Source organism: Corallococcus sp. AS-1-6 (assembly GCF_020037015.1).
Classification (GTDB): domain Bacteria; phylum Myxococcota; class Myxococcia; order Myxococcales; family Myxococcaceae; genus Corallococcus.
The window spans coordinates 124,635-143,951 of the sequence record NZ_JAIQDE010000003.1; the positions used below are offsets into that span (position 1 = coordinate 124,635).

At 70.6% G+C, this 19,317-nt stretch carries 20 protein-coding genes; 9 read left to right on the forward strand and 11 right to left on the reverse strand.

The genetic code is table 11. The features are described from left to right. The first annotated feature begins 6 nt into the window (after window positions 1-6). Complete coding sequence (locus tag K8612_RS05955; RefSeq protein ID WP_014396547.1) at window positions 7-225, forward strand: DUF3185 family protein; 219 nt, start codon at window positions 7-9, stop codon at window positions 223-225. A 21-nt stretch (window positions 226-246) separates the two neighbouring features. Here K8612_RS05955 and K8612_RS05960 read toward each other — a convergent pair whose 3' ends face one another. The 4 genes from K8612_RS05960 to K8612_RS05975 all read right to left on the reverse strand — a co-directional run bounded on the left by K8612_RS05960 (window position 247) and on the right by K8612_RS05975 (window position 3,805). Beyond that, the gene (locus K8612_RS05960; protein WP_223740402.1) at window positions 247-1,086 is read right to left on the reverse strand and encodes a lipopolysaccharide assembly protein LapB; all 840 of its coding nucleotides are present in this window, start codon (window positions 1,084-1,086) and stop codon (window positions 247-249) included. A 120-nt stretch (window positions 1,087-1,206) separates the two neighbouring features. Further along, a complete protein-coding gene (locus tag K8612_RS05965) occupies window positions 1,207-2,148 on the reverse strand; it encodes an iron ABC transporter permease (RefSeq protein ID WP_223761550.1) in 942 nt (313 codons plus the stop codon). Next, window positions 2,145-2,939, reverse strand: a complete 795-nt coding sequence (locus K8612_RS05970) for an ABC transporter ATP-binding protein (protein ID WP_223740400.1) — start codon at window positions 2,937-2,939, stop codon at window positions 2,145-2,147. The genes K8612_RS05965 and K8612_RS05970 overlap by 4 nt, the downstream gene beginning before the upstream one ends. Continuing rightward, window positions 2,936-3,805 (reverse strand): ABC transporter substrate-binding protein, encoded by an 870-nt coding sequence (locus K8612_RS05975; RefSeq protein WP_223761551.1) that lies wholly within the window; start codon window positions 3,803-3,805, stop codon window positions 2,936-2,938. The genes K8612_RS05970 and K8612_RS05975 overlap by 4 nt, the downstream gene beginning before the upstream one ends. A gap of 103 nt (window positions 3,806-3,908) precedes the next feature. Between K8612_RS05975 and K8612_RS05980 the strand changes: the two genes are divergently transcribed. Beyond that, the gene (locus tag K8612_RS05980; protein ID WP_223761552.1) at window positions 3,909-5,117 is read left to right on the forward strand and encodes a polysaccharide deacetylase family protein; all 1,209 of its coding nucleotides are present in this window, start codon (window positions 3,909-3,911) and stop codon (window positions 5,115-5,117) included. A 59-nt stretch (window positions 5,118-5,176) separates the two neighbouring features. Here K8612_RS05980 and K8612_RS05985 read toward each other — a convergent pair whose 3' ends face one another. Beyond that, a complete protein-coding gene (locus K8612_RS05985) occupies window positions 5,177-6,532 on the reverse strand; it encodes a family 16 glycosylhydrolase (protein ID WP_223740397.1) in 1,356 nt (451 codons plus the stop codon). A gap of 73 nt (window positions 6,533-6,605) precedes the next feature. Next, the gene (locus K8612_RS05990) at window positions 6,606-7,598 is read right to left on the reverse strand and encodes an aldo/keto reductase (protein ID WP_223761553.1); all 993 of its coding nucleotides are present in this window, start codon (window positions 7,596-7,598) and stop codon (window positions 6,606-6,608) included. A 155-nt stretch (window positions 7,599-7,753) separates the two neighbouring features. Between K8612_RS05990 and K8612_RS05995 the strand changes: the two genes are divergently transcribed. The 3 genes from K8612_RS05995 to K8612_RS06005 all read left to right on the forward strand — a co-directional run bounded on the left by K8612_RS05995 (window position 7,754) and on the right by K8612_RS06005 (window position 12,382). Continuing rightward, complete coding sequence (locus K8612_RS05995) at window positions 7,754-8,800, forward strand: ABC transporter substrate-binding protein (protein ID WP_223761554.1); 1,047 nt, start codon at window positions 7,754-7,756, stop codon at window positions 8,798-8,800. Window positions 8,801-9,689: 889 nt separating this feature from the next. Further along, window positions 9,690-11,348, forward strand: a complete 1,659-nt coding sequence (locus K8612_RS06000; protein WP_223761555.1) for an iron ABC transporter permease — start codon at window positions 9,690-9,692, stop codon at window positions 11,346-11,348. Further along, the gene (locus K8612_RS06005; RefSeq protein ID WP_223761556.1) at window positions 11,348-12,382 is read left to right on the forward strand and encodes an ABC transporter ATP-binding protein; all 1,035 of its coding nucleotides are present in this window, start codon (window positions 11,348-11,350) and stop codon (window positions 12,380-12,382) included. Before K8612_RS06000 ends, K8612_RS06005 begins: the two co-directional genes overlap by 1 nt. 3 nt (window positions 12,383-12,385) lie before the next feature. On the opposite strand, the gene K8612_RS06010 is transcribed toward K8612_RS06005, so the two are convergent. Then, a complete protein-coding gene (locus K8612_RS06010; RefSeq protein ID WP_223740392.1) occupies window positions 12,386-12,997 on the reverse strand; it encodes a pyridoxamine 5'-phosphate oxidase family protein in 612 nt (203 codons plus the stop codon). Window positions 12,998-13,115: 118 nt separating this feature from the next. Between K8612_RS06010 and K8612_RS06015 the strand changes: the two genes are divergently transcribed. Both K8612_RS06015 and K8612_RS06020 read left to right on the forward strand, forming a co-directional pair. Continuing rightward, the gene (locus K8612_RS06015; RefSeq protein ID WP_223761557.1) at window positions 13,116-13,577 is read left to right on the forward strand and encodes a carboxymuconolactone decarboxylase family protein; all 462 of its coding nucleotides are present in this window, start codon (window positions 13,116-13,118) and stop codon (window positions 13,575-13,577) included. Continuing rightward, window positions 13,564-14,442, forward strand: coding sequence for a sigma-70 family RNA polymerase sigma factor (locus K8612_RS06020; RefSeq protein WP_223761558.1), 879 nt, complete (start codon window positions 13,564-13,566; stop codon window positions 14,440-14,442). Before K8612_RS06015 ends, K8612_RS06020 begins: the two co-directional genes overlap by 14 nt. 5 nt (window positions 14,443-14,447) lie before the next feature. Here the strand turns inward: K8612_RS06020 and K8612_RS06025 are convergent, their stop codons facing one another. Next, complete coding sequence (locus K8612_RS06025) at window positions 14,448-15,341, reverse strand: LysR family transcriptional regulator (protein WP_223740389.1); 894 nt, start codon at window positions 15,339-15,341, stop codon at window positions 14,448-14,450. A gap of 77 nt (window positions 15,342-15,418) precedes the next feature. On the opposite strand from K8612_RS06025, the gene K8612_RS06030 reads away from it, so the two are divergent. Both K8612_RS06030 and K8612_RS06035 read left to right on the forward strand, forming a co-directional pair. Next, a complete protein-coding gene (locus tag K8612_RS06030) occupies window positions 15,419-16,627 on the forward strand; it encodes an MFS transporter (RefSeq protein WP_223761559.1) in 1,209 nt (402 codons plus the stop codon). Window positions 16,628-16,637: 10 nt separating this feature from the next. Continuing rightward, a complete protein-coding gene (locus K8612_RS06035) occupies window positions 16,638-17,600 on the forward strand; it encodes a bifunctional 2-polyprenyl-6-hydroxyphenol methylase/3-demethylubiquinol 3-O-methyltransferase UbiG (protein WP_223761560.1) in 963 nt (320 codons plus the stop codon). Here K8612_RS06035 and K8612_RS06040 read toward each other — a convergent pair. From K8612_RS06040 to K8612_RS06050, 3 genes are all read right to left on the reverse strand, one after another. Next, complete coding sequence (locus K8612_RS06040; RefSeq protein ID WP_223761561.1) at window positions 17,567-18,001, reverse strand: hypothetical protein; 435 nt, start codon at window positions 17,999-18,001, stop codon at window positions 17,567-17,569. The two genes, K8612_RS06035 and K8612_RS06040, sit on opposite strands and share 34 nt — an antisense overlap. Window positions 18,002-18,096: 95 nt before the next feature. Beyond that, complete coding sequence (locus K8612_RS06045; RefSeq protein ID WP_223761562.1) at window positions 18,097-18,372, reverse strand: YdeI/OmpD-associated family protein; 276 nt, start codon at window positions 18,370-18,372, stop codon at window positions 18,097-18,099. A gap of 15 nt (window positions 18,373-18,387) precedes the next feature. Then, window positions 18,388-19,170 carry a class I SAM-dependent methyltransferase gene (locus K8612_RS06050; RefSeq protein WP_223761563.1) on the reverse strand — a complete coding sequence of 261 codons (783 nt, stop codon included), beginning with the start codon at window positions 19,168-19,170 and terminating at the stop codon, window positions 18,388-18,390. Window positions 19,171-19,317: the final 147 nt, after the last annotated feature.

Here is a 19,317-nt window from a genome sequence, read left to right on the forward strand (position 1 = left end):
GGCCGTGTGGGTGCTGTGCGAATCGTGGGGTTGATGCTCGCGGTGGCGGGCGGAGTGCTGCTGTTCACCGGGCTCAAGGCGCGGGACTCGCTCACGGAGCGCGCCACCGAGCTCATCACCGGCCGCAACACCGAGCAGACCACGCTCTACGTCGCGGGCGGCGGCGCCGCGCTGGTGGGCGGCGTGCTGCTGGCCCTCTTCGGGGGAGGACGAGGCCGGCGTTAGGCCCCGTCCCCTCCACCCGGACTACTTGGTGGCGCCGGAGGCCTGCGCGGCCTTGGCGCGCTTGGTCGCCTCGCCGAACTGCTTGGTCGCCTCGTTGGCCTGGGCCGTCAGCTCTTCAATGCGCTTGGCGTGCGCGGCGGCGCTGGCCTTGGCGGCGGCGACGCGCTCCGCGGCGGCGGGATCCACCACGGCCTTCTTGCCCTTCTCCGGCTTGGGCGGCATGGCGGCCTCGACGGCCTCCTGCTCGGCGGCCTGCTGCAGCGACTTCTCGTGCTCGATGTACTTGAACATCACGACGCGCTTGTTCAGGTACGGGTTGGGCAGGTCCGGGTTGATGGCGATGACCTGATCATACGTCTTCAGCGCGAGCTCCAGCTCCGCGGGCACCGCGGGCGCGGACATGGAGCGGGCGCCGCCGCGCTGCGAGTGCACCTCCGCGATCCAGCTCAGCGCGTCGGTGTCCTTCGGGTTGATCTTCAGGCACTCCTGGAAGTACTGCTCCGCCTTGTCCAGCGGGCCGTTCTTCGCGTACATCGCCGCGACGTTGCGGTAGACGTCGGCCTTGTCCTGGGGCGTCTTCGCGTAGTCCAGCAGCTTCAGCGCGGCCTGCGCGGCCTCGTCCGTCTGGCCCGCCTGCATGTGCGCGAAGGCCTTCTTCTCCCAGACCTTCTCCTGGTTCGGGTCGATCTTCAGCGACTCCTCGTACTCCTTCACCGCCTCCGCGTAGTTCTTGTCGGCGAGGAAGTTGGTGCCCTTGACCCGGTGCTCCTTGGCCTTCTCTTCCTTCTCATCGGCGCAGCCGAAGGAACCGCCCAGGGTCAGCACACCCAGCATCAAACCCACGCTACCCAGCCGCTTCATGCCCAATGCCTTTCGTGAAGTTCCAGGGGCACGTCCCAGCCGGGGGCCCCACATGGCGCGGAATATACCCGAACTCGCCTCGTGTACCCCCGTCCTGAAGGCCGGGGCCGCGAGGGCGCCTCAGGAGCGTGCGCGCGCGAGCAGGGAGACGAGCAGGGGCGCGCCCAGGGCGGCCGTCACCACTCCCACGGGCAATTCACGCCCGGGGAGGATCAGCCGCGCCGACGCATCGCACAACGCGAGGAACGCGGCCCCCACCACCACGGATCCGGGCAGCAGCACCCGGCGGCTCACACCGAGCGTCCGGCGCACCAGGTGCGGGACGATGAGCTCCACGAAGGCGATGGGGCCGCACCACGCGACGCAGGCGGCGACGCCCAGCGCCCCCAGGCCGATGGCCACCGTGCGCACGCGGCGGACGGGGACGCCCTGGGACTCGGCGTGTTCCTCGCCGGCGATGAACACCTCCAGCGCGCGGGTGAGGGCGAGCAGCCCCACGACGGTGACGGCCGCGAACGGGGTGAGCAGCCGCACGCCCGAGTAGCCCACCTGCGGCAGGTGGCCGAGCGACCAGCGCATGGCGGCCATGAGCTCGGCGGAGTCCGCGGTGAACTGCAGGCCGGTGGCGATGGCGCTCGCGGCCATGGAGCAGGCGATGCCGGCGAGCACCACGTCGTTCATCCGCACGCGGCGGCCCGCGGCGATGGCGGCCACCACCAGGCTGACGCCGAGCGCCCCCAGGAAGGCCGCGGCGGTGATGAGCGGCAGCCAGCCCGACGCCAGCCGCGCCCCCAGGATGATGGCCACCAGCGCGCCCAGGGTCGCCCCCGCGGTGGTGCCCACGGTGCTGGGCGCGGCGAGCGGGTTCGCGAAGAGGGACTGGTACACCGCGCCCACCAGCGACAGCGTCCCGCCCACCAGCATGGCCATCAGCGTGCGGGGCACGCGCAGTTGCCAGAAGACGAAGTCCGCCGAGTCCGGGGTGAGCCCCGGCCCGATGAACGGCGCCATCGCGCACGCGGCCGCGCAGACCGCCACGAGGAGCCAGGCCTTCACCTTCACGGAGCACCTCCGCTCCGGGGCAGGCCCACGAAGACGCGGTGCCCCTCCACGGACATCCCGTGCATGCGCACGCCGAACAGCTCGCCCAGCCGTTCGCCCAGGTCGGGGGCGTCGAGGCTCCGGTCGAAGGCCACGCGGCCCTGGGACAGGCCCACGACGCGGGGCGCGCGGGTGCCCGGGGCGTGGGCGTGGGAGAGCACGTTGACGTCGTGGGTGACGCAGAGGATGCCGCGCCCCGCGCGCCAGAGGTGGCCCATGCGCGCGTACAGCTCCAACTGCTGCGCGGGGTCCAGGAAGTTGGCGGGCTCGTCCAGCAGCACCAACGGCGTCTCCTGCGCGAGCAGGCCCGCGACCGCCACGCGCTGCCGCTCTCCGCCGGACAGCTCCGTGATGGGACGCAGGGCGAAGGATTGGGCGCCTGCCTCCGCCAGCGCCTGGTGCGCCGCCGTCTCGGAGGCCCGGCGGGATTCGGGGAAGCGGTAGCGCGCGGAGACGACCTGCTCCAGGGCGGTGATGGGCTCGGCGGCCTCCAGCCGCTGGGGCAGCCACGCGAGCCGCGCGGCGCGCTCCCGGGGGGCGAGCCTCGACACGTCCTGCCCGTCCACGAACGCATGTCCGGCATCCGGACGCAGCAGGCCCAGCGCCACGCGCAGGAGCGTGGACTTGCCCGCGCCGTTGGGTCCGACGATGGCCACGAAGTCACCGGGGGCCACGCGCAGGGACACGCTGTCCAGCAGCGTCCGCCCCCGCGCCCGCACCGTCACCGCGTCCAGCGTCAGCCCGGCCGTCATCGCGTGGAGGGCAGGGTGCCCAGGGCGGCGCGGAGCCGCTCGACGACGTCGAGGATGGCGGGCCCGGTGGACTGCACGTCGGGTCCGATGACCAGCCGCACCCGGTCCTCCCGCGCCGCGCGCAGGCCGGTGAGCTGCTTCCAGGGGGCCAGCACCTGCGCCTGCTTCGCGGCGTCCAGGGCCGGCGCGCTGATCAGCACCAGCACCGCGTCCGGATCCAACGCGATGACGCCCTCCAGCGACAGGTTGGGAGGCCCGGTGACGTCCTCCGCGACGGCGTTGCGAGCCCCCGCGGCCTCCAGCGCGGCGCCGTGCAGCGACGCGCGCTTCATGTACCAGACCTCGGACAGCGTGCCTCCCGTGTCTCCCAGCACCAGCAGCACGCGGGGGGCGTCCTTCGGCGCGGGGCGCGACAGCGTCTGGTGCAGCTTCCGCGCGAGCTCGGTGGCCTGGGGCTCGCGGCCGCTCAGCCGGCCCAGCTCCTTCACGCTCTCCACCACCTCCGGGAGCGACGTCCAGGGCAGCACCTTCAGCGGCGCGAGCGCGGAGAGCGATTCCGCGGGGGCCTGCTTCACCTGCTGATCCACGAGCAGCGTGGGCTTGAGCTTCGCGATGGCCTCGAAGTTCGGCGCGAAGGTGGTGCCCACCCTGGGCAGGGCGGGCGTGCCCTGGGGCAGGACGGTGTAGTCGGACACGCCCACGAGCTCCGCGCCCGCGCCCAGCGCGAACAGCGTCTCCGTGACGGAGGGGGACAGCGAGACGATCCGCCGCGCCTGGGCCTCCGGAGCGGGCGGCGCCGGACGCTGGCAGCCCGCCGCGAGCGCTATCACCACGCAGAGCAGGGAGGGGAGGCGGAAGAGACTCATGGGCGGGCCGACTTCTAACACGCGGGTCGCGGGAAGCAGCGTCTGGGTTTCGCTCGGGAGGCGCGGATATCCTGGGGACTCCTCACAGGGGGAATACCCGGACATGGCTTGGATGAATGGGATGCCGCGCGCGTTCTGCGCCGCGGCGCTGCTCTGCACCACCTCGGCGTTCGCCGCGTCGCCGTTCGCGGAAGGGATGATCTCCATCACGTTGGATGACGGGTGGAGCACGCAGTACACGCTGGCGCGGCCGGCGCTGAAGTCGCGGAACATCCCCGCGACGTACTACCTGGTCACCGACGCGGTGGCGCAGGGGTGGGGCGGCTACATGAGCCTCGCGCAGGTGCAGACGCTCAAGGCGGAGGGCAACGAGATCGCCAGCCACACGCGCACGCACGCGGACCTCACGTCGCTGACGCCCGCGCAGCTCACGTCGGAGCTGCATGACTCGCGCGCGTGGCTGGAGGCGAACGTGGGGGCGATGTGCGGCAGGGACTTCGCGTCCCCCTACGGCGCGTACGACGCGACGGTGATGACGGCCTTGAAGGCGGAGTACGCCAGCCACCGCACCATCAACGCGGGCCGCAACCATCGCGACACGGTCATCTACGAGCTGCGCGCCAACGACGTGTCGAGCGCGGTGACGGTGGCGCAGGTGAAGGGGTGGATCAACCAGGCCATCGCGGAGAAGAGCTGGCTCATCATCCTCTTCCACGAGTTCACCAGCGGCACGCCCACGCGGGAGACGCAGTACAAGACGACGAACTTCGCCAGCATCCTCAACTACGTGCAGTCCACGGGCATCCGCGCCGTGACGGTGGAGCAGGGGCTCGCGCTGTCGGACGGCCTCACGGAGGCGCTGCCGTCGGTGGGCACGGTCGTCTACGACGACGCGATGGGCAGCGGCTTCCAGGACTGGAGCTGGGCGACGCACGACCTGGACCAGGCCGTCACGGTGCACTCCGGCTCCACGGCGGTCGGCTTCGAGCCGGACTTCTGGGAGGCGCTGATGTTCCACCACCCGGGGCTGGACCTGTCGCAGTACCAGTCCGTCGACCTCTGGGTGCACGGAGGCACGACGGGCGGGCAGCAGGTGCGGCTGGCGCTCTACAACGGCGGCACGCCGCTGGGCAGCATGAGCCTGGAGACGGCGCTGGGGCACCCCATCGCGGCGGGGACCTGGCAGAAGGTCTCCATCCCGCTGAGCGCCCTGGGCGCGACGTCCGGCACGGTGGATGACTTCTACGTGATGGACGAATCCGGCGCGGATCAGGGCACGCTGTACGTGGACGACTTCGTGCTCGTGCCGTAGTCCTCGAGCCACCGCGCGCGCCGGTGTCCTTTCCGGCGCGCGCGTGAAGACAGCCGGGCCTACAGCTTGATCAACTCCACGTCATCCATGTGGATGAAGTTGGAGCCGTTGTGGGCCGGTGACTTGCTGTGCAGCCCGAACTCCAGGTAGCCGTTGGTGACGCTGATGGCGGGCGTCTCCAGCAGCGTGTAGTTGCCGTAGGTGCCCAGGTTGGTGATGGCCGGAGCGCAGTCCCCGCAGTTCTTCACCTGGAAGCGCGCGAAGTCGAACGTGCCTCCCTTGCGGAACCAGGCGCGCAGCTTGTAGTTGCCCGCCGCCAGGCCCGACTTCGTCTGGTACGTCCACGCCTCGTAGGCCGCCGCGGACGTCCAGTGCGTCAGGTGGTAGCTGCCCGAGTGCCCGCCGTTGTACGTCTCCGAGAACGCCGCCGCGCCCGTGCCGTTCGGGCTCCAGGTGGTCCAGCCCGTCATGCCCTGCTCGAAGCCCGGGTTGGTGAGCCCCAGCGACTGCGAGCCCCCCGGCTGGTACCAGCGCACCCACTCCACCTCCATCGTCTTCTTCGCGCCCCAGGCCAGGTCGATGGAGGCCGGCGCCGGGTTCCCGTACCAGACGCCGCCCAGCGCCAGGTTCAGGATGAGGTAGTGGTTCTGCTGGAACTCCGACTCGTTGTGGTTGAACGTGGCCGTGGACACGAAGTCCTTGTCCAGGCGGAACACGATGGTGTTCGCCGTCCACTCCACCTCGTACGTGTGGAAGTCCTGCGACAGGTCCACGCCGCGGCTCGCGCCCGTGCCCCAGTCCGCGTTGCCGTTGTTGTACCAGTGCAGCGCGGACTTCATCCACGTGGGCTCCGTGGACTTCCACTCCAGGATGTCGATCTCTCCCGCCGCCGGCCAGCCCGCGCTCTGGACGTTCGAGCCCAGCGTCCAGAACGCCGGCCACATGCCGTAGCCCGGCGGGACCTTGATACTCGCGACGATCTTCCCGTAGCGCCCCTCCACCTTGCCCTTGGTGTGGATGCGGCCGGAATAAAACGACCGGTACTGCCCCGGGCAGCGCGAGTCCGTGGGGTTGTCCGCCGTGCGCTCCGCCGAGATGATCAGCTTGCCGTTGGCCACCGCCACGTTCTGCGCGCGCGGGAACTCCAGCTCACCCGTGCCGAAGTTGCAGTTGTTGGTCACCGGATCCCAGTTGCTCGTCAGCACGTTCCACGCGCCCGTGTTCAGCGCTGTGCCCGTGAAGTCGTCCTGCCACGCCAGCGACCACCCCGAGCCCGGGTCGTACGCGCGCTCGCCCTGCTGCGTCTGCCCGTAACCTTCCGCCTCCACCGGGGCGGCCTCCGGCTCGGGAGAACAGCCGGAGAGGGTGGTCAGGAGTCCTGCGGCGACAAGGCCTGCTCGAAAGGGGCGGTGCATGAATGCTCCGGGGTAGGGGGAGCATTCATGTTTGCCGGTTTTGACGCGTATTGCCAGGAGGTCTGGAAGAACCTCAGCCGAGCCATTGGGGATTCTGGACGGTTCCGTCGAAGTGGTGGCTCGTCTTGTACTTCTCGTAGGCGCCGTCCTGGGCCGCGTCCTTCGTCCTGGCGAGCAGGGCCTGGACCTCCTTTTCGTTCAGGGGCTTGAAGGTGCGCGCGGCGGTCAGCGCCTGCTGCAGGCGCTCCTGCGAGTCGATGCCGGTGATGACGACGCTGACGGGCAGGGACAGGTTGTAGCGGAGACACTCGGGCGCGGTGACGGTCTTGCTGTCCAGGATGAACGGGTCGCCCATGGACTTCATGGCGAGCACGCCAATGCCTTCCTTCACGAGCACGGGCAGCACGCGCTTCTCGAAGCTGTTGAAGTGGGCGTCCATGACGTTGAGGGGCATCTGCACGGTGTCGAAGCGGAAGCCGTGCTTCTTCGCCGTCTCCAGCATCTTCAGGTGGATGTCCGGCGACTTGTGGCCGGTGAAGCCCAGGAAGCGCGCCTTGCCGGCCTTCTGCGCGTCCTTCATCGCCTCGATGGCGCCGCCTTCGGCGAAGGCCCGGTCGGGGTCGTTGTCGCGGATGACTTCGTGGAGCTGGAGCAGGTCCAGGTGGTCCGTCTGGAGCCGCTGGAGGGACTCGTCGATCTGCTTCACGGCGGTCTTCTTGTCGCGGCCGTCGATCTTCGTCATCAGGAAGGCCTTGGCGCGGTAGCCGTCGCGCAGCGCCTTGCCCATGCGCTCCTCGCTCTTGCCGTCGTTGTAGTCCCAGCAGTTGTCCAGGAAGTTGATGCCCTGGTCCAACGCGCCGCGGATGAGCGCGAGGCTCTCCGACTCCTCCTTCTGCTTGCCGATGTGGAAGCCCCCGAGCCCGATGCACGACACCTCCTGGCCGGTGCGGCCCAGCTTGCGGCGGGGGACGGCGGGCGCATTCTTCGCCTTCTTGGGCGAAGCCCCGAGCACGGGCGGGGCAACCATCAGCGACAGCGTCGCGGCGAGGAATTCCTTCCGGGTCATGCGCGGGCGTCCTTCCCGAGAGCAGGTATCGTCTGGGAGGCCGACGTTGGGACCGGGCGACGCCCGGGACAACGGGCGCGCGGGCCGAGTGTGCAGGAGCCACCGCTGCGGACCAGGTGTGCAGGGCACGCGGGTGCCGCATAATCGACACCCGCATGCGCATCCCCCTCCTTGTGCGGCGCGTGGGGCCGCTCCTCGCGCTGTTCCTCCTGGCCGCGTGCCGCATTGAATCCGCCGCGCCGTCGGGAGGCGCCGCCGTGGCGCAGGCCGAGACCCCCTCCGGCGAGGTCTGGGTCTACACGTCGATGTACCGGCACGTGCTGGATGCGATGGAGCCCCTGCTCCAGGAGCGGCTGCCCGGTGTGAAGGTGCACTGGTACCAGGCGGGCAGTGAGAAGGTGGCCAGCCGGCTGGAGGCGGAGCGGGCCGCGGGCGCGGTGCGCGCGGACGTGCTGATGACGTCGGATCCGTTCCTCTACGAGCGACTGGCGCGGGAAGGCGCGTTCCTGCGCTACGCGTCCGTGAACGCGCTGCGCATCCCGCGGACGCTGGTGGACCTGGACGCGAGGTACGCGGCGGTGCGGCTGTCCACGATGGTGCTGGTGCACCGCGTGGGCGCGGGCGAGGCGCCGAAGTCGTTCGCGGCGCTGGTGGATGGAAGTTGGAAGGGACGGGTGGCCATCGGGGATCCGCTCACGTCGGGCACCGCGTTCACGTGGGCGGTGTTCCTGCACGCGCGGCGCGGGGATGCGTACTTCGCGGGGCTGCGGGACAAGGGCGCGGTGGTGGCGGGTGGCAACGCGGCGGTGCTCCAGAAGGTGGAGAGCGGCGAGGTGGACGCGGGCGTGCTGCTCTTGGAGAACGCGCTGACGGCGAAGGCGAAGGGCAGTCCCATCGAGGTCATCTGGCCGGAGGACGGCGCGGTGGTCATCCCGGGCCCGGTGGGCCTGTTCGCGTCGACGCGAAATCCAGTGGCGGCGAAGGCGCTGGTGGACGTGCTGTTGTCGCCCGAAGGCCAGCGCATCATCGTGGAGAAGGGGGACATGCACGCGGTGGACCCACGCCTGGGCGGCCCGCGTGGTGAGCCGGGCGTGGACGGATTGCTGAGCCGCGCGCAGGCCTGGACACCGGAGCTGCTGGAAAAGGGACTGCTGCACGGCGGAGACATCAAGGAATCCTTCAGCCGGGCCTTCGCGCGATGAGCGAGGAGCGCGAGACCTGCCGCGCTGACGCGGTGTGGCAGCCAACGCTGATTCGGGCCCAGAGTCCCCGGACCTTCAGGGAGACGCCCTCCGGACCGGCACGAGCAAAACCTGTCCGACAGTCGGACAGGTTTTCGCTGCTCGGCTGGAACGGGAGCGTCGCCGTCCAGGAGAACGACAACCGGAGGCCATCAGCACGCGGCGCCACCGGTGGTCGTCCAGCCCTGTCGGACAGTCGGACAAGTTCATGGGGTGCTCGGTCCCCAGTCCCGGCGGAAGATGAGGCCGGTCCCGCAGGAAGCGGCATCGGGAGACCGTCTGCCCAGGGGGCCCGTCGCAGCGCTCCAAACCTGTCGGACAGTCGGACCGGTTCGAGCGGCGAACCCAACGTGTCCGACAGCCGGACCATTTCGCGCAGTGGCCCTGGAGTGGCCGACCGTCGGGCCGGTTCGAGCGGTGATTCAAACCTGTCGGACAGTCGGGCAAGTACAGGCGGTGGGCCCAAGCTGTCGGACAGTCGGACCGGTTCGCGCAGTGGCCCTGGCTTGGCCGACCGTCGGACCGGTTCGAGCGGTGATTCAAACCTGTCGGTCAGTCGGACATGTGCCGACGGTGGGCCCAAGTTGTCGGACGGTCGGACCGGTTGGGGCGGAGGTTCAAACCTGTCGGACAGTCGGACAGGTTTTTGCGGTGGCCCCAGGTTGTTGGACGGTCGGACCGGTTCACGTGGTCGGTGCGACTTGTCCGACTGTCGGACAGGTTTTGGGCGTGCCCCGCCGCCGGGGCGCCTCGGAGGGCTTCTCCGTTTCTTAGCCGGTGGTGGGGACCGCTCGGCCGTGGGCGTGGCGCACCAGGGGGGCATTCGTTCGACCCTTGATGGAGCTGCGCGATGAGGGGGCGGTGGATCGCGTTGGCCTTGTGGCTCGTGCCGCTCCTTCTGTTCGCGGTGGTTCCTGTCGTGGCACTCCTGGTGCGGGGCGTGGGCGCGGCGACGGGTGGCGTGGGTTCGGTGCTCTCGGCGGAGTCCGGGGCGCTGGTGAATACGCTGGGCGTCTCGCTTGGCGCGACGGCTTGGGCGTTGTGCCTGGGGGCTCCGCTCGCCTTCCTTCTGTTCCGCACGGACCTGCCACTGCGTGGCGCGTTCACCGTCCTGTTCACCCTGCCGTCCGCCATCCCCGCGTTCATCTGGGGCATGGGGTGGCTGTCGCTCGCGAGCCCTCGCGCCGGCTACTTGAACCGCATGCTGGGCGCGGACGTGTTCGACCTCTATGGCGCGGCGGGCATCGCGTTCGTGGAGGGACTCTCCGGACTGCCGCTGGTGCTGCTCGCCGGGGCTGCCGCGCTTCGGCGCGTGGATCCCTCGTTGGAGGAGGCGGCGCGGGTGTGTGGCGCTTCGCCGCTCCGCGCCGTGCTGAACACCACCGTTCCCCTGGTGCTGCCCGCGCTGTTGTCGGGCTCGGTGATGGTGTTCCTCATGGCCGCGTCGTCCTTCGGCGTGCCGTACCTCCTGGGCGTGTCGGCGTCGCCGCCCACCCGCGTCCTCACCACCCGCATCTATGAACTGGTGCTGCTCGGCAGCGAAGAGGGATTGCCGCGTGCGTCCGTCCTTGCCTCGTTCCTGCTGCTGCTCACGCCGTTGGCGCTGGGATTGACCTGGGTGTTGGGCCGGCGCGGACGGGTGCGATTGAGCGCGGGCAAGGGCGTGTCCCCTCGCGTGCTCGCGTTGGGGGCGTGGCGGCCTGCGGCGCTTGCGGGTGTGGGCCTCGTGGGTGGGGTGCTGGTGGTGCTGCCCCTGGCGGCCATCCTGCTCACTTCGCTGCAACGCAGCTTCGGCGCCGCGCTGACGTGGGACACGCTGACGCTGTCGCACTGGTCCGGCGTGCTCTGGGATGCGCGCACGCTTCGGGCCACGGGGCGCAGCGTGCTGCTCGCGGCTGGAGCGGGGCTGCTCGTGGTGGGGCTGGGGCTTTCCGCGGCGCTCCTGCGGCGGGCCTTCCGTCGCGGCGGCGCGGGCGTGGAGGCCATGGCGGTGTGGCCCTTCGCGGTCCCGGGGACCGTGCTGGCGCTCGCGCTGCTGGTGGCGTTCTCCCGGGACTGGCGGCTGGTGGTGCTGGACCGCTTCGCGTTCGTGCTGGCCCTGGCGCACACGCCCTGGCTGATGCTCGTGGGCTACGTGGCGAAGTACCTGGCCCTGGGCGAACGCAACAGCTCCGAGGCCCTGGCCCAGGTGGATCCTTCGCTCGCGGAGGCTGCTCGCGTCGGTGGCGCGGGACCGGCTCGGGCGTTCTGGGACGCGACCCTGCCGCTGCTCCGGCCCGCGCTCGTGGTGGCGTTCGTGCTCGCGTTCCTCGCGTGCGCCACGGAGATCACGCTGTCCGTGCTGCTGGTTCCCGCGGGCTCCGAGGTCCTGGGCACGCTGCTGTTCGAGTTGCAGAGCTACGCGGACCCGGCCGCCGCGTCCGTGCTCGCGTGCGCGTTCGTGGCGCTGGTGGTCGCGGGACAGGCCGTGCTGGCGTGGGCTCGGCGTCGAGTGCCGGAGGTGCGGTGATGGCGGCCATCGTCCTGGAGGGACTGGTCAAGGCTTACGGCGGGGCGCCCGTGGTGCGCGGCTTGAGCCTTCACGTGGAGCAGGGCGAGCTGGTGTCCCTGCTGGGCCCTTCCGGCTGCGGGAAGACGACGACCCTGCGGATGCTCGCGGGATTGGAGCACCCGGACGCGGGCGTCATCCGGCTGGGAGACGAGGTCGTCGCCGGGCCCGGCGTGCGCGTTCCTCCCGAGAAGCGCGGCCTGGGCATGGTGTTCCAGAGCTACGCCATCTGGCCGCATCGCAGCGTCGAAGCCAACGTCGCCTATCCCCTGGTGCTCCGGAAGGTGCCCCGGCACGAGGTGGCCTCGCGCGTGCGCGAAGCCCTGCGCTGGGTGCGGCTGGAGGCCTTCGCGGCGCGGATGCCGCACGAACTGTCCGGCGGGCAGTTGCAGCGCGTGGCGCTCGCGCGGGCGCTGGTGGCGGGGCCTCGCGTGCTGCTGCTGGACGAACCCCTGTCCAACCTGGACGCGGCCCTGCGCGAGGAGCTTCGCGCGGAGATCGCCGCGCTGCGGGCCCGGCTGGGCACGACGCTGGTGTTCGTCACGCATGATCAAGGCGAAGCGCTCGCCCTGTCGGACCGCATCGCCGTGATGAACCGGGGCGTCATCGAGCAGGTGGATTCGCCGGAGCGGCTGTACCGGGAGCCGGCGACGCCATTCGTCGCCGGCTTCGTCGGAGGCGCGAACGTGCTGCGGGGCGAGGCTCGCGCGGGCGCCTTCCACTGCGCGGGGACGGAGACCGCGTTCGCTCTCCCCATGGACGCGAGGCCCGGACCGGGGACGCTGGTGGTGCGCCCGGAGGACCTGGAGCTGGGGGAGACCGGGACGCCGCTGGTGCTGTCCGCCCGCCTGTTCCTGGGCCACTCGGCGGAGTACCGCTTCCCGGTGGGCGACGCGTTCCTGCGCGTCATCGGGCCGGCGCTGGAGGGCGTGCGCGCCGGCCAGACGCTCAAGGTGCGCGTGCGCAAGGCCGCCGTGTTCGACGCGGGCGCGTGAGGCTCAGTACAGCGTCGTCTTCACCCGGGCTGGGAGCTCGCGGTCGTACTCGCCGCCGTCGAAGTCTTCCGGGCTCAGCGCCTGGAGGATGGAGCCGGGGCTCGGGAACTCGGCGCGGATGACGTGCCGGGCCGGGTCCCAGAGCCCAGAGCGGATCAACGCGCGGCTGCACTGGAAGTAGACCGTCTCCACGGTGACGCGCAGCACGGAGCGCGGCAGCTTCCCGTCATGGGGGAAGCGCTCGAGCATGGACGGCTCGATGACGATGCTCGCCCGGCCGTTGACGCGCAGGGTCTCGTTCACGCCCGGGACGAAGAACAGCAGCGCGACGCGCGGATCCGCCAGGATGTTCCGCAGCGAGTCCATGCGGTTGTTGCCCCGGCGGTCGGGCAGCAGCAGCGTGTGCGCGTCCTCGATGACCACGAACCCGGCGGGGTCTCCGCGCGGCGAGGCGTCCAGCCCTTCAGGGCCGGACGTGGCGAGCACCATGAAGGGCGAGCGTTCAATGAAGGGCCGGTACGCCGGGTGGAGGTGGTCCACCTCCTTGAGCACGGACGACTTCCCGGGAACCCCGTACAGGCGTTCGAGCGTCTCCACATCGGTCACGGTCTTCATCCGCGGGCGCCTCCCGGGTCCGTTCTAGGCATTTTAAAGGGCCATGTCACACGCGGCACCGGCTGCGTCGTCCTGGGGATGGAAGGGCACTTCGCCCCCCCAGAACGAGGACCTGCACATGAAGACCCGGATGAATGCCTTCGCGGTCGCGCCCGAAGCCGTCAACCTCATGCTCGAGTTCAGCAAGAAGGTGGAGGCCCTGGGGCTGGAGCCCAGCCTGCGCGAGCTGGTCAAGATCCGCGCGTCCCAGCTCAACGGCTGCGCCTTCTGCATCCACATGCACACCCGTGACGCCCGTGCGCAGGGGATGACCGAAGAGCGCATCTACCTGCTGGACGGCTGGCGTGAGTCGCCGCTGTACACCGAGCGCGAGCGGGCGGCCCTGGGCTGGATCGAGGCCCTGACGCTCGTCTCCGAGACGCACGCCTCCGACGAGGACTACGCTGCGCTCACGCCGCACTTCACCGAAGAGGAGATCGTGAAGCTGACCATCATGATTGCTGTCATCAACTCCTGGAACCGGTTCGCCATCGGCTTCCGGGCCCTCCACCCGGTGACCGCTCGCAGTGAAGCCGCCTGAACCGAACCCCGCGGACGTCTTCGACCCGCTCCGCCCCCGGCTGCTCCGCATCGCGTACCGGATGCTGGGCATCGTCGCGGAGGCGGAGGACGTGGTGCAGGAGGCGTACTTGCGTTGGCACCAGACGGACCGCGACGCCGTGCGGGACGCCGAGGCCGTGCTCGTCCGCACGGTGACGCGCCTGTGCCTGGACGTCCTCAAGTCCGCGCGCGTCCGGCGCGAGGAGTACGTGGGGACCTGGCTCCCAGAGCCCATCATCGAGACAGTGGAGGGCGATGACTTGACGCTGACCCTGATGATGGCCCTGGAGCGCCTGTCCCCGCTGGAGCGCGCCGCGTTCCTCCTGCACGACGTGTTCGGCATGGACTTCGAGCAGGTGGCGAAGGCCATCGACCGCGATCCCGCGGCGTGCCGCCAGCTCGCCAGCCGGGCGCGGGCCCACGTGCAGGAGGCCCGGCCCCGCTTCCCCGTGACGGAGGAGAAGGGCCACGAGCTGGCCTCCGCGTTCCACGCCGCGTCCCGGAGCGGCGACACGCAGGCGCTCCAGGCGATGCTGGCCCAGGACGTCATCCTGTACTCCGACGGCGGCGGCAAGGCGAAGGCGGCCCTCAATCCCATCTACGGCCGGGAGAAGCTGGTGCGCTTCTTCGAAGGGCTGCGGCGCATTCCGGCCGTGGGCTCGGCGCAGGTGGTGCACGAGGGCACCATCGATGGACTGCCCGCGTACGTCACGCTGGAGGTGGACGGGACGCTGCAGACCACGGCGCTCGGCATCGAGGACGGCCGCATCGTCGCCCTCTACGTCACGCGCAACCCCGACAAGCTGAAGGGCATCCGGCGGGCGGTGGTGGGGGAGCCGTCGTAGGGCGTTCAGCTCGCGGAGAAGGCGTCGCGCGCGAACTCGACGAACCGGAGCAGGGCCGGGGAGCTCCCGGCCTTGCGCCAGGCGATGGCGGTGTTCGTCACCGGCGCGTCCTCCGGCAGGTCGATGAAGGCCACGCCCGAGTGGTGCTCCGTGTCGGGCGTGTGCGGCATGGGCGCGATGCCGAAGCCCGCGGAGACGAACCAGATCTTCGTCGCCACGTTCTGCGCGTACTGGCGCACCGCCGGTTCGACCCCCGCGTCGCGGAGCCTGTCGAAGAACCCCGCGTAGTAGTCCGGCGGCGCGACGCCGGGCTCCACCAGGACAAGCGGCTCCTCCCGCAGGTCCTTCCACGCCACCGCCTTGCGCTTCGCGAAGGGATGCCGTGAGGGCACCGCCAGCCGGAAGGGCTCCCGCCGGATGAGGTGCGAGACGACGTCCGGAGGCATCCGCTCACGAGGGCGCAGGATGCCCACGTCCAGCGTGCCCCGCTCCAGGGCCTCCAACTGCCACGCGGACGGATGGTTGCTCAGCTCGATGTGGACCCCGGGCATCTTCTTCTGGAACGCCCGGAGCATCGCCGCGAACCGGGGCGTCGCGAACGACGAGATGAGGCCCAGCACCAGCACGTCCTGTTCGCCCCGGGCCTGCCGCGCCGCGTGCTCCTGGAACCGCTTCGCGCGCTCCAGGAGCTGATGGGCTTCCGGCAGCAACTCACGCCCCAGCTTCGTGAGGCGCACGGCGCGCCCCTCCCGTTCGAAGAGGGGACCGCCCAGCTCCGCTTCGAACTTGCGGATCTGCTGGCTGAGCGGCGGCTGGGCGATGTGCAGCCGCTTCGCGGCGCGGGTGAAGCTGAGCTCCTCCGCGACCGCGACGAAGTACCGCAGGTGGCGCAGCTCCATGGTCCATACGCTCCAGGTCTGGATTCCAGACCCAGGATATATTGGAAGTATGGATGGGGGAGCGCTAGGCATGTCGCATGGAGACCTCCTCCGCCGTGCTCCCCGCCGCCGTGCCCCAGGCCGCGCCGATGGACCGCCGGCTGATCTGGACGATGACGACGGCGACGGTGCTCGCGGTGGGCAACGTCTATTACAGCCAGCCGCTGCTGGGCGTCATCGCGCGGACCTTTGGCCTGTCCGCCTCCGCCGTGGGCTCCGTGCCGATGATGTCCCAGTTGGGCTACGTGGCGGGGCTGGTGCTCCTGACGCCGTTGGGCGACGTGCTGGAGAAGCGCGGCCTGCTGGTGACGATGCTGGGGCTCGCGGCGGCGGCGCTCTTCGCGGCGGGGCTGGCGCCCACGTTCCCCCTGTTCCTGTTCGCCTGCGTGGCCATCGGGCTGACGTCCGTGCTGGTGCAGATCCTCATCCCGTTCGTCGCGGCGCTCAGCGCTCCCGAGGAGCGGGGGCGGAACCTGGGCGTCGTGCTCAGCGCCGCGCTGGTGGGCGTGCTCATCTCCCGCACGCTCAGCGGTCTGGTGGCGACGCACCTGGGCTGGCGCGGGGTGTACTTCGCGGCCGGCGCGACGATGGTGGGCCTGGCGATGACGCTGCGGCTGGGGCTGCCTCGCTACGAGTCCTCCACGCGGCTGACGTATCCTCGCCTCCTGCAATCGCTGTGGACGCTGCTGCGGGACGTGCCGGGGCTGCGGGCCATCGCGCTCACGGGCGCCCTGATGTACGCGGCGCTCTCCGCGTTCTGGGCGTCCCTGGCGTTCTTCCTGAGCAGTGACGCGTACCACCAGGGCCCGGGCACGGCGGGCATGTTCGGGCTCATCGGGACGGTGGGGGCGCTCGCCGCGAACGTCACGGGGCGGCACGCCCAGCGCATTGGCGCGCGGCGGATCGTCCGTGCGTGCATCGTCACGATGCTGGCGGCCTTCGGCGTGTTCGCCGCCTTCGGCACGCTGTGGGCCGGGCTCATCGCGGGCGTGGTGCTGCTGGACCTGGGGGCGCAGGCCGCCACGGTGTCCAACCAGACGGAGCTGTACCGCCTGCACCCCATCGCGCAGACGCGCCTCAACACGCTCTACAAGATGTTCTACTTCGTGGGCGGGGCCTGCGGCTCCGCGCTCTCCGCCATCGCGTGGGACCACGCGGGCTGGCGGGGCGTGTGCGCGGTGGGCGGCGGGTTCCTGCTCATCGCGTTCGTGTGGGAACAGGTCCAGGCGCGGCGGACTTCTGGGTAGGGTGGGGCGCATGCCGTCGAGCCCCTCCGCCGAAAGCCCACGCCGCTTCCACGCCGAGCCGTTGATCGCCGTCCTGCGCCACCTGGAGGCGCTGGTGTCGTCCGGGCCCGTGTCCATCGACGTGCCGGATCCGGACCTGGGCCCCGGGCGCTATCCCGGGGAGCGCGTGGAGGGCGGGCTCGTGCACCGGCCGCTGCGGAGCTGGTGCGACCTGGCGGAAGGACTGTCGTGCCGTCTGCGCACGCCGCGCACGGTGGACGCGACGCACGTGCGGCTCACGTTCGAGCCGTTGGGTTCGGAGGCTTCGTGGCACGCGGGCGGTGGCGCGCGGACGGAGGCGCCCCAGGAGCGCTATGGCGCCGCGTCCGACTTCGCGCGCGTGCGGAAGTTCGAGGACGCGGGCTTCCTGCTGCCCTGGCTGGAGGCGATGGGGCGGCTGGCGCTGCCACCGGGCGCGAGGCTCCTGGACCTGGGCGTCAACCGGGGCGATGAGCTGGCGGCGTTCGCGCAGGTGGAGGGCATCCGCTTCGTGGGCGTGGACCACAGCGCGAGCGCCCTGGCGGAGGCACGGGCGGCGTTCCCGGATCCGCGCCATGTGTTCGTGCAGGCGGACCTGAACGCGTTGCCCTCGGACCTGGGCCGCTTCGACGTGGTGGTGTCGGTGGGCACGTTGCAGAGCCCGGGCGTGGATGACCGGGCGCTCCTGCGCAAGCTGGTGCAGGAGCACCTGGAGCCCGGGGCCTCGCTGGTGCTGGGCTTCCCCAACTCACGCTTCCGGGACGGAGAGGTCGTGTACGGCGCGCGCGTGCGCAACCTGCGCGAGCCGGACCTGTCGCTGCTGGTGAAGGACCTGTCCTTCTACCGCCGCTACCTGCACCAGCACGGCTTCCGCACGTTCCTGGGCGGCAAGTACGACCTGCTGCTCACGGCGGTGAGAGGTCAGGCGTTCGGTCCGGCTGACGAAGACACCTGAGCCTTGGACTTCGCTGTGCGCTCCCGAAGGAGCCAGGCCGTGATGGGAATCACCAGCAGGGAGGCCATCCAGCACACGAAGCCAACGGAGGGGTAGAGCAGCTCGAGGTAGCGATTGCCGCCGCTTTCATCCGCAGGGATGGGTTTCACGTACCAGGTGAGCGTCGACAGGCCGAGGATGCTCGCCGCGCCGCCGACCCAGAGCGCCTTCCGGTCCTCACCGTCCAGGAGCAGGATGGAGGCCAGGAACGCCAGGGGGTTCGCGAACCAGCCGAACTGCAGGATGAACACCCCCAGCCAACCCACGAGCAGCAGCGGCAGGCCCCACATCTGTTCCTCGGCGCGCTTGTTCGTGTTGAACACGGTCATCGCGGGCGTCGCGCAGGCGAGCACGAAGAGCACGGCCGACACACCACAGGCCTTCCAGCGTGCCCGCTGTTGGGATGGGGAGCTGCGGGCAGGATTCGCCGGGCGGGAGGAGTTCATTCGCGCGAATGCTACTTCACCGCCCTGGCGCGCAGCGTCTCAAGTGTCTGCGCCAGGCGGCGCGCGCGGGTCTCTTCTTTCTTCGCTTCGGTGAGCGCCTTCACGAACTCCTTGCGGTGCGTGAAGGCGAGCTTCGTGAACACGTCCCGCAGCGCGGGCTCCGCGTCCAGCGCACGCTGGAGATCCTCCGGCACCTCCACCTCCTTGGTGAAGCCCAGATAGGTGATGCCGCCGTACCCCTGGTCGTTGGCCACTTCGAGCTTCGCCTTGAACCTGCGCACGGCCATCAGCGCGCCTCCGTCCTACGGCTTGACGAACTTGAACGCGAAGCGATCGCTCGTGCCCCGGCGCTCACCCGCGGCGCCCGGGCTGGAGCTCCAGTCGCGCGTGTCCTCCGGGTTGCGCCAGACCTTGCTCTCCTCCTGGAACTGGAGGCCCGCGGCCTGCACCTCGTCACGCACCAGTTGCTCGTCGATGCGGTGCAGCGTCTGGCCTTCCGTGATGCCCGTGCCCGCCTTCGCGCTGGAGTCGAGGATGACGTACACGCCGCCGGGCTTGAGCGCCTGGAACACCGCCGCGTTCATCTTCGCCCGGTCCACGCCCAGCCAGCTCGTGTCGTGGTAGATGATGTGGCTCACCACCGCGTCCAGCGTGCCGTTCAGCTCGGGCGGGAAGGGCGCGTCCAGCTCGCGGTCCAGGCGCACCACGTTCTGGTTCACCGGCCGCGCCAGCCGCTCCTGCCACGGCTTCTCCGCGAACCGCTCCAGCACGACCTTGGGGTTCTCTCCGTACACCTTGCCCGTGGGCCCCACCGCGCGCGCCAGCAGCTCCGTGGTGTAGCCGCCGCCCGCCATCAGCTCCGCCACGTGCATGCCGGGCTTGACGCCCACGAACTCCAGCAGGGCGGTCGGATGCCGGCCCGCGTCCAGCTTGCGATCCGCCTCCGTGCGGTCCGGCGCGTCCACCAGCGCCTGCGCGGACACGGCCGCCGCCTGCGTCTGGGGGGAGGACGCCGGAGCCGTGGGCGTCGAGTGGGAACAGCCCGCGAGGGCCAGGAACGATGCCGCCATCAGTGCATTGCGCATGGGCGATCCATATCGCCCGCGCTCGCGCATGCCTTCCGAAAAGACGGCCGTTGTCCGCTTGCGGGACGCCACGTGCCACGAGCGGACACCGCGCCTCCGCCCCCTCGGGCTCGCCGCGGCCCTGCGGCCGTGGCGCTAGAGTTGCAG

Excerpts from the sequence above, each read along its gene's own strand:
- K8612_RS06045 (WP_223761562.1), bottom strand. The coding sequence starts at position 18,372 with ATGGCCGTGCGCAGGTTCAAGGCGAAGCTCGAAGTGGCCAACGACCAG.
- K8612_RS06010 (WP_223740392.1), bottom strand. The coding sequence starts at position 12,997 with ATGAAGACCGTGACCGATGTGGAGACGCTCGAACGCCTGTACGGGGTT.
- K8612_RS06035 (WP_223761560.1), top strand. The coding sequence starts at position 16,638 with ATGCCGTCGAGCCCCTCCGCCGAAAGCCCACGCCGCTTCCACGCCGAG.
- K8612_RS05975 (WP_223761551.1), bottom strand. The coding sequence starts at position 3,805 with ATGAGTCTCTTCCGCCTCCCCTCCCTGCTCTGCGTGGTGATAGCGCTC.
- K8612_RS06005 (WP_223761556.1), top strand. The coding sequence starts at position 11,348 with ATGGCGGCCATCGTCCTGGAGGGACTGGTCAAGGCTTACGGCGGGGCG.
- K8612_RS06030 (WP_223761559.1), top strand. The coding sequence starts at position 15,419 with ATGGAGACCTCCTCCGCCGTGCTCCCCGCCGCCGTGCCCCAGGCCGCG.
- K8612_RS06025 (WP_223740389.1), bottom strand. The coding sequence starts at position 15,341 with ATGGAGCTGCGCCACCTGCGGTACTTCGTCGCGGTCGCGGAGGAGCTC.
- K8612_RS05980 (WP_223761552.1), top strand. The coding sequence starts at position 3,909 with ATGGCTTGGATGAATGGGATGCCGCGCGCGTTCTGCGCCGCGGCGCTG.
- K8612_RS05985 (WP_223740397.1), bottom strand. The coding sequence starts at position 6,532 with ATGCACCGCCCCTTTCGAGCAGGCCTTGTCGCCGCAGGACTCCTGACC.
- K8612_RS06000 (WP_223761555.1), top strand. The coding sequence starts at position 9,690 with ATGAGGGGGCGGTGGATCGCGTTGGCCTTGTGGCTCGTGCCGCTCCTT.
- K8612_RS05990 (WP_223761553.1), bottom strand. The coding sequence starts at position 7,598 with ATGACCCGGAAGGAATTCCTCGCCGCGACGCTGTCGCTGATGGTTGCC.
- K8612_RS05960 (WP_223740402.1), bottom strand. The coding sequence starts at position 1,086 with ATGAAGCGGCTGGGTAGCGTGGGTTTGATGCTGGGTGTGCTGACCCTG.
- K8612_RS05995 (WP_223761554.1), top strand. The coding sequence starts at position 7,754 with ATGCGCATCCCCCTCCTTGTGCGGCGCGTGGGGCCGCTCCTCGCGCTG.
- K8612_RS06015 (WP_223761557.1), top strand. The coding sequence starts at position 13,116 with ATGAAGACCCGGATGAATGCCTTCGCGGTCGCGCCCGAAGCCGTCAAC.
- K8612_RS05970 (WP_223740400.1), bottom strand. The coding sequence starts at position 2,939 with ATGACGGCCGGGCTGACGCTGGACGCGGTGACGGTGCGGGCGCGGGGG.
- K8612_RS06050 (WP_223761563.1), bottom strand. The coding sequence starts at position 19,170 with ATGCGCAATGCACTGATGGCGGCATCGTTCCTGGCCCTCGCGGGCTGT.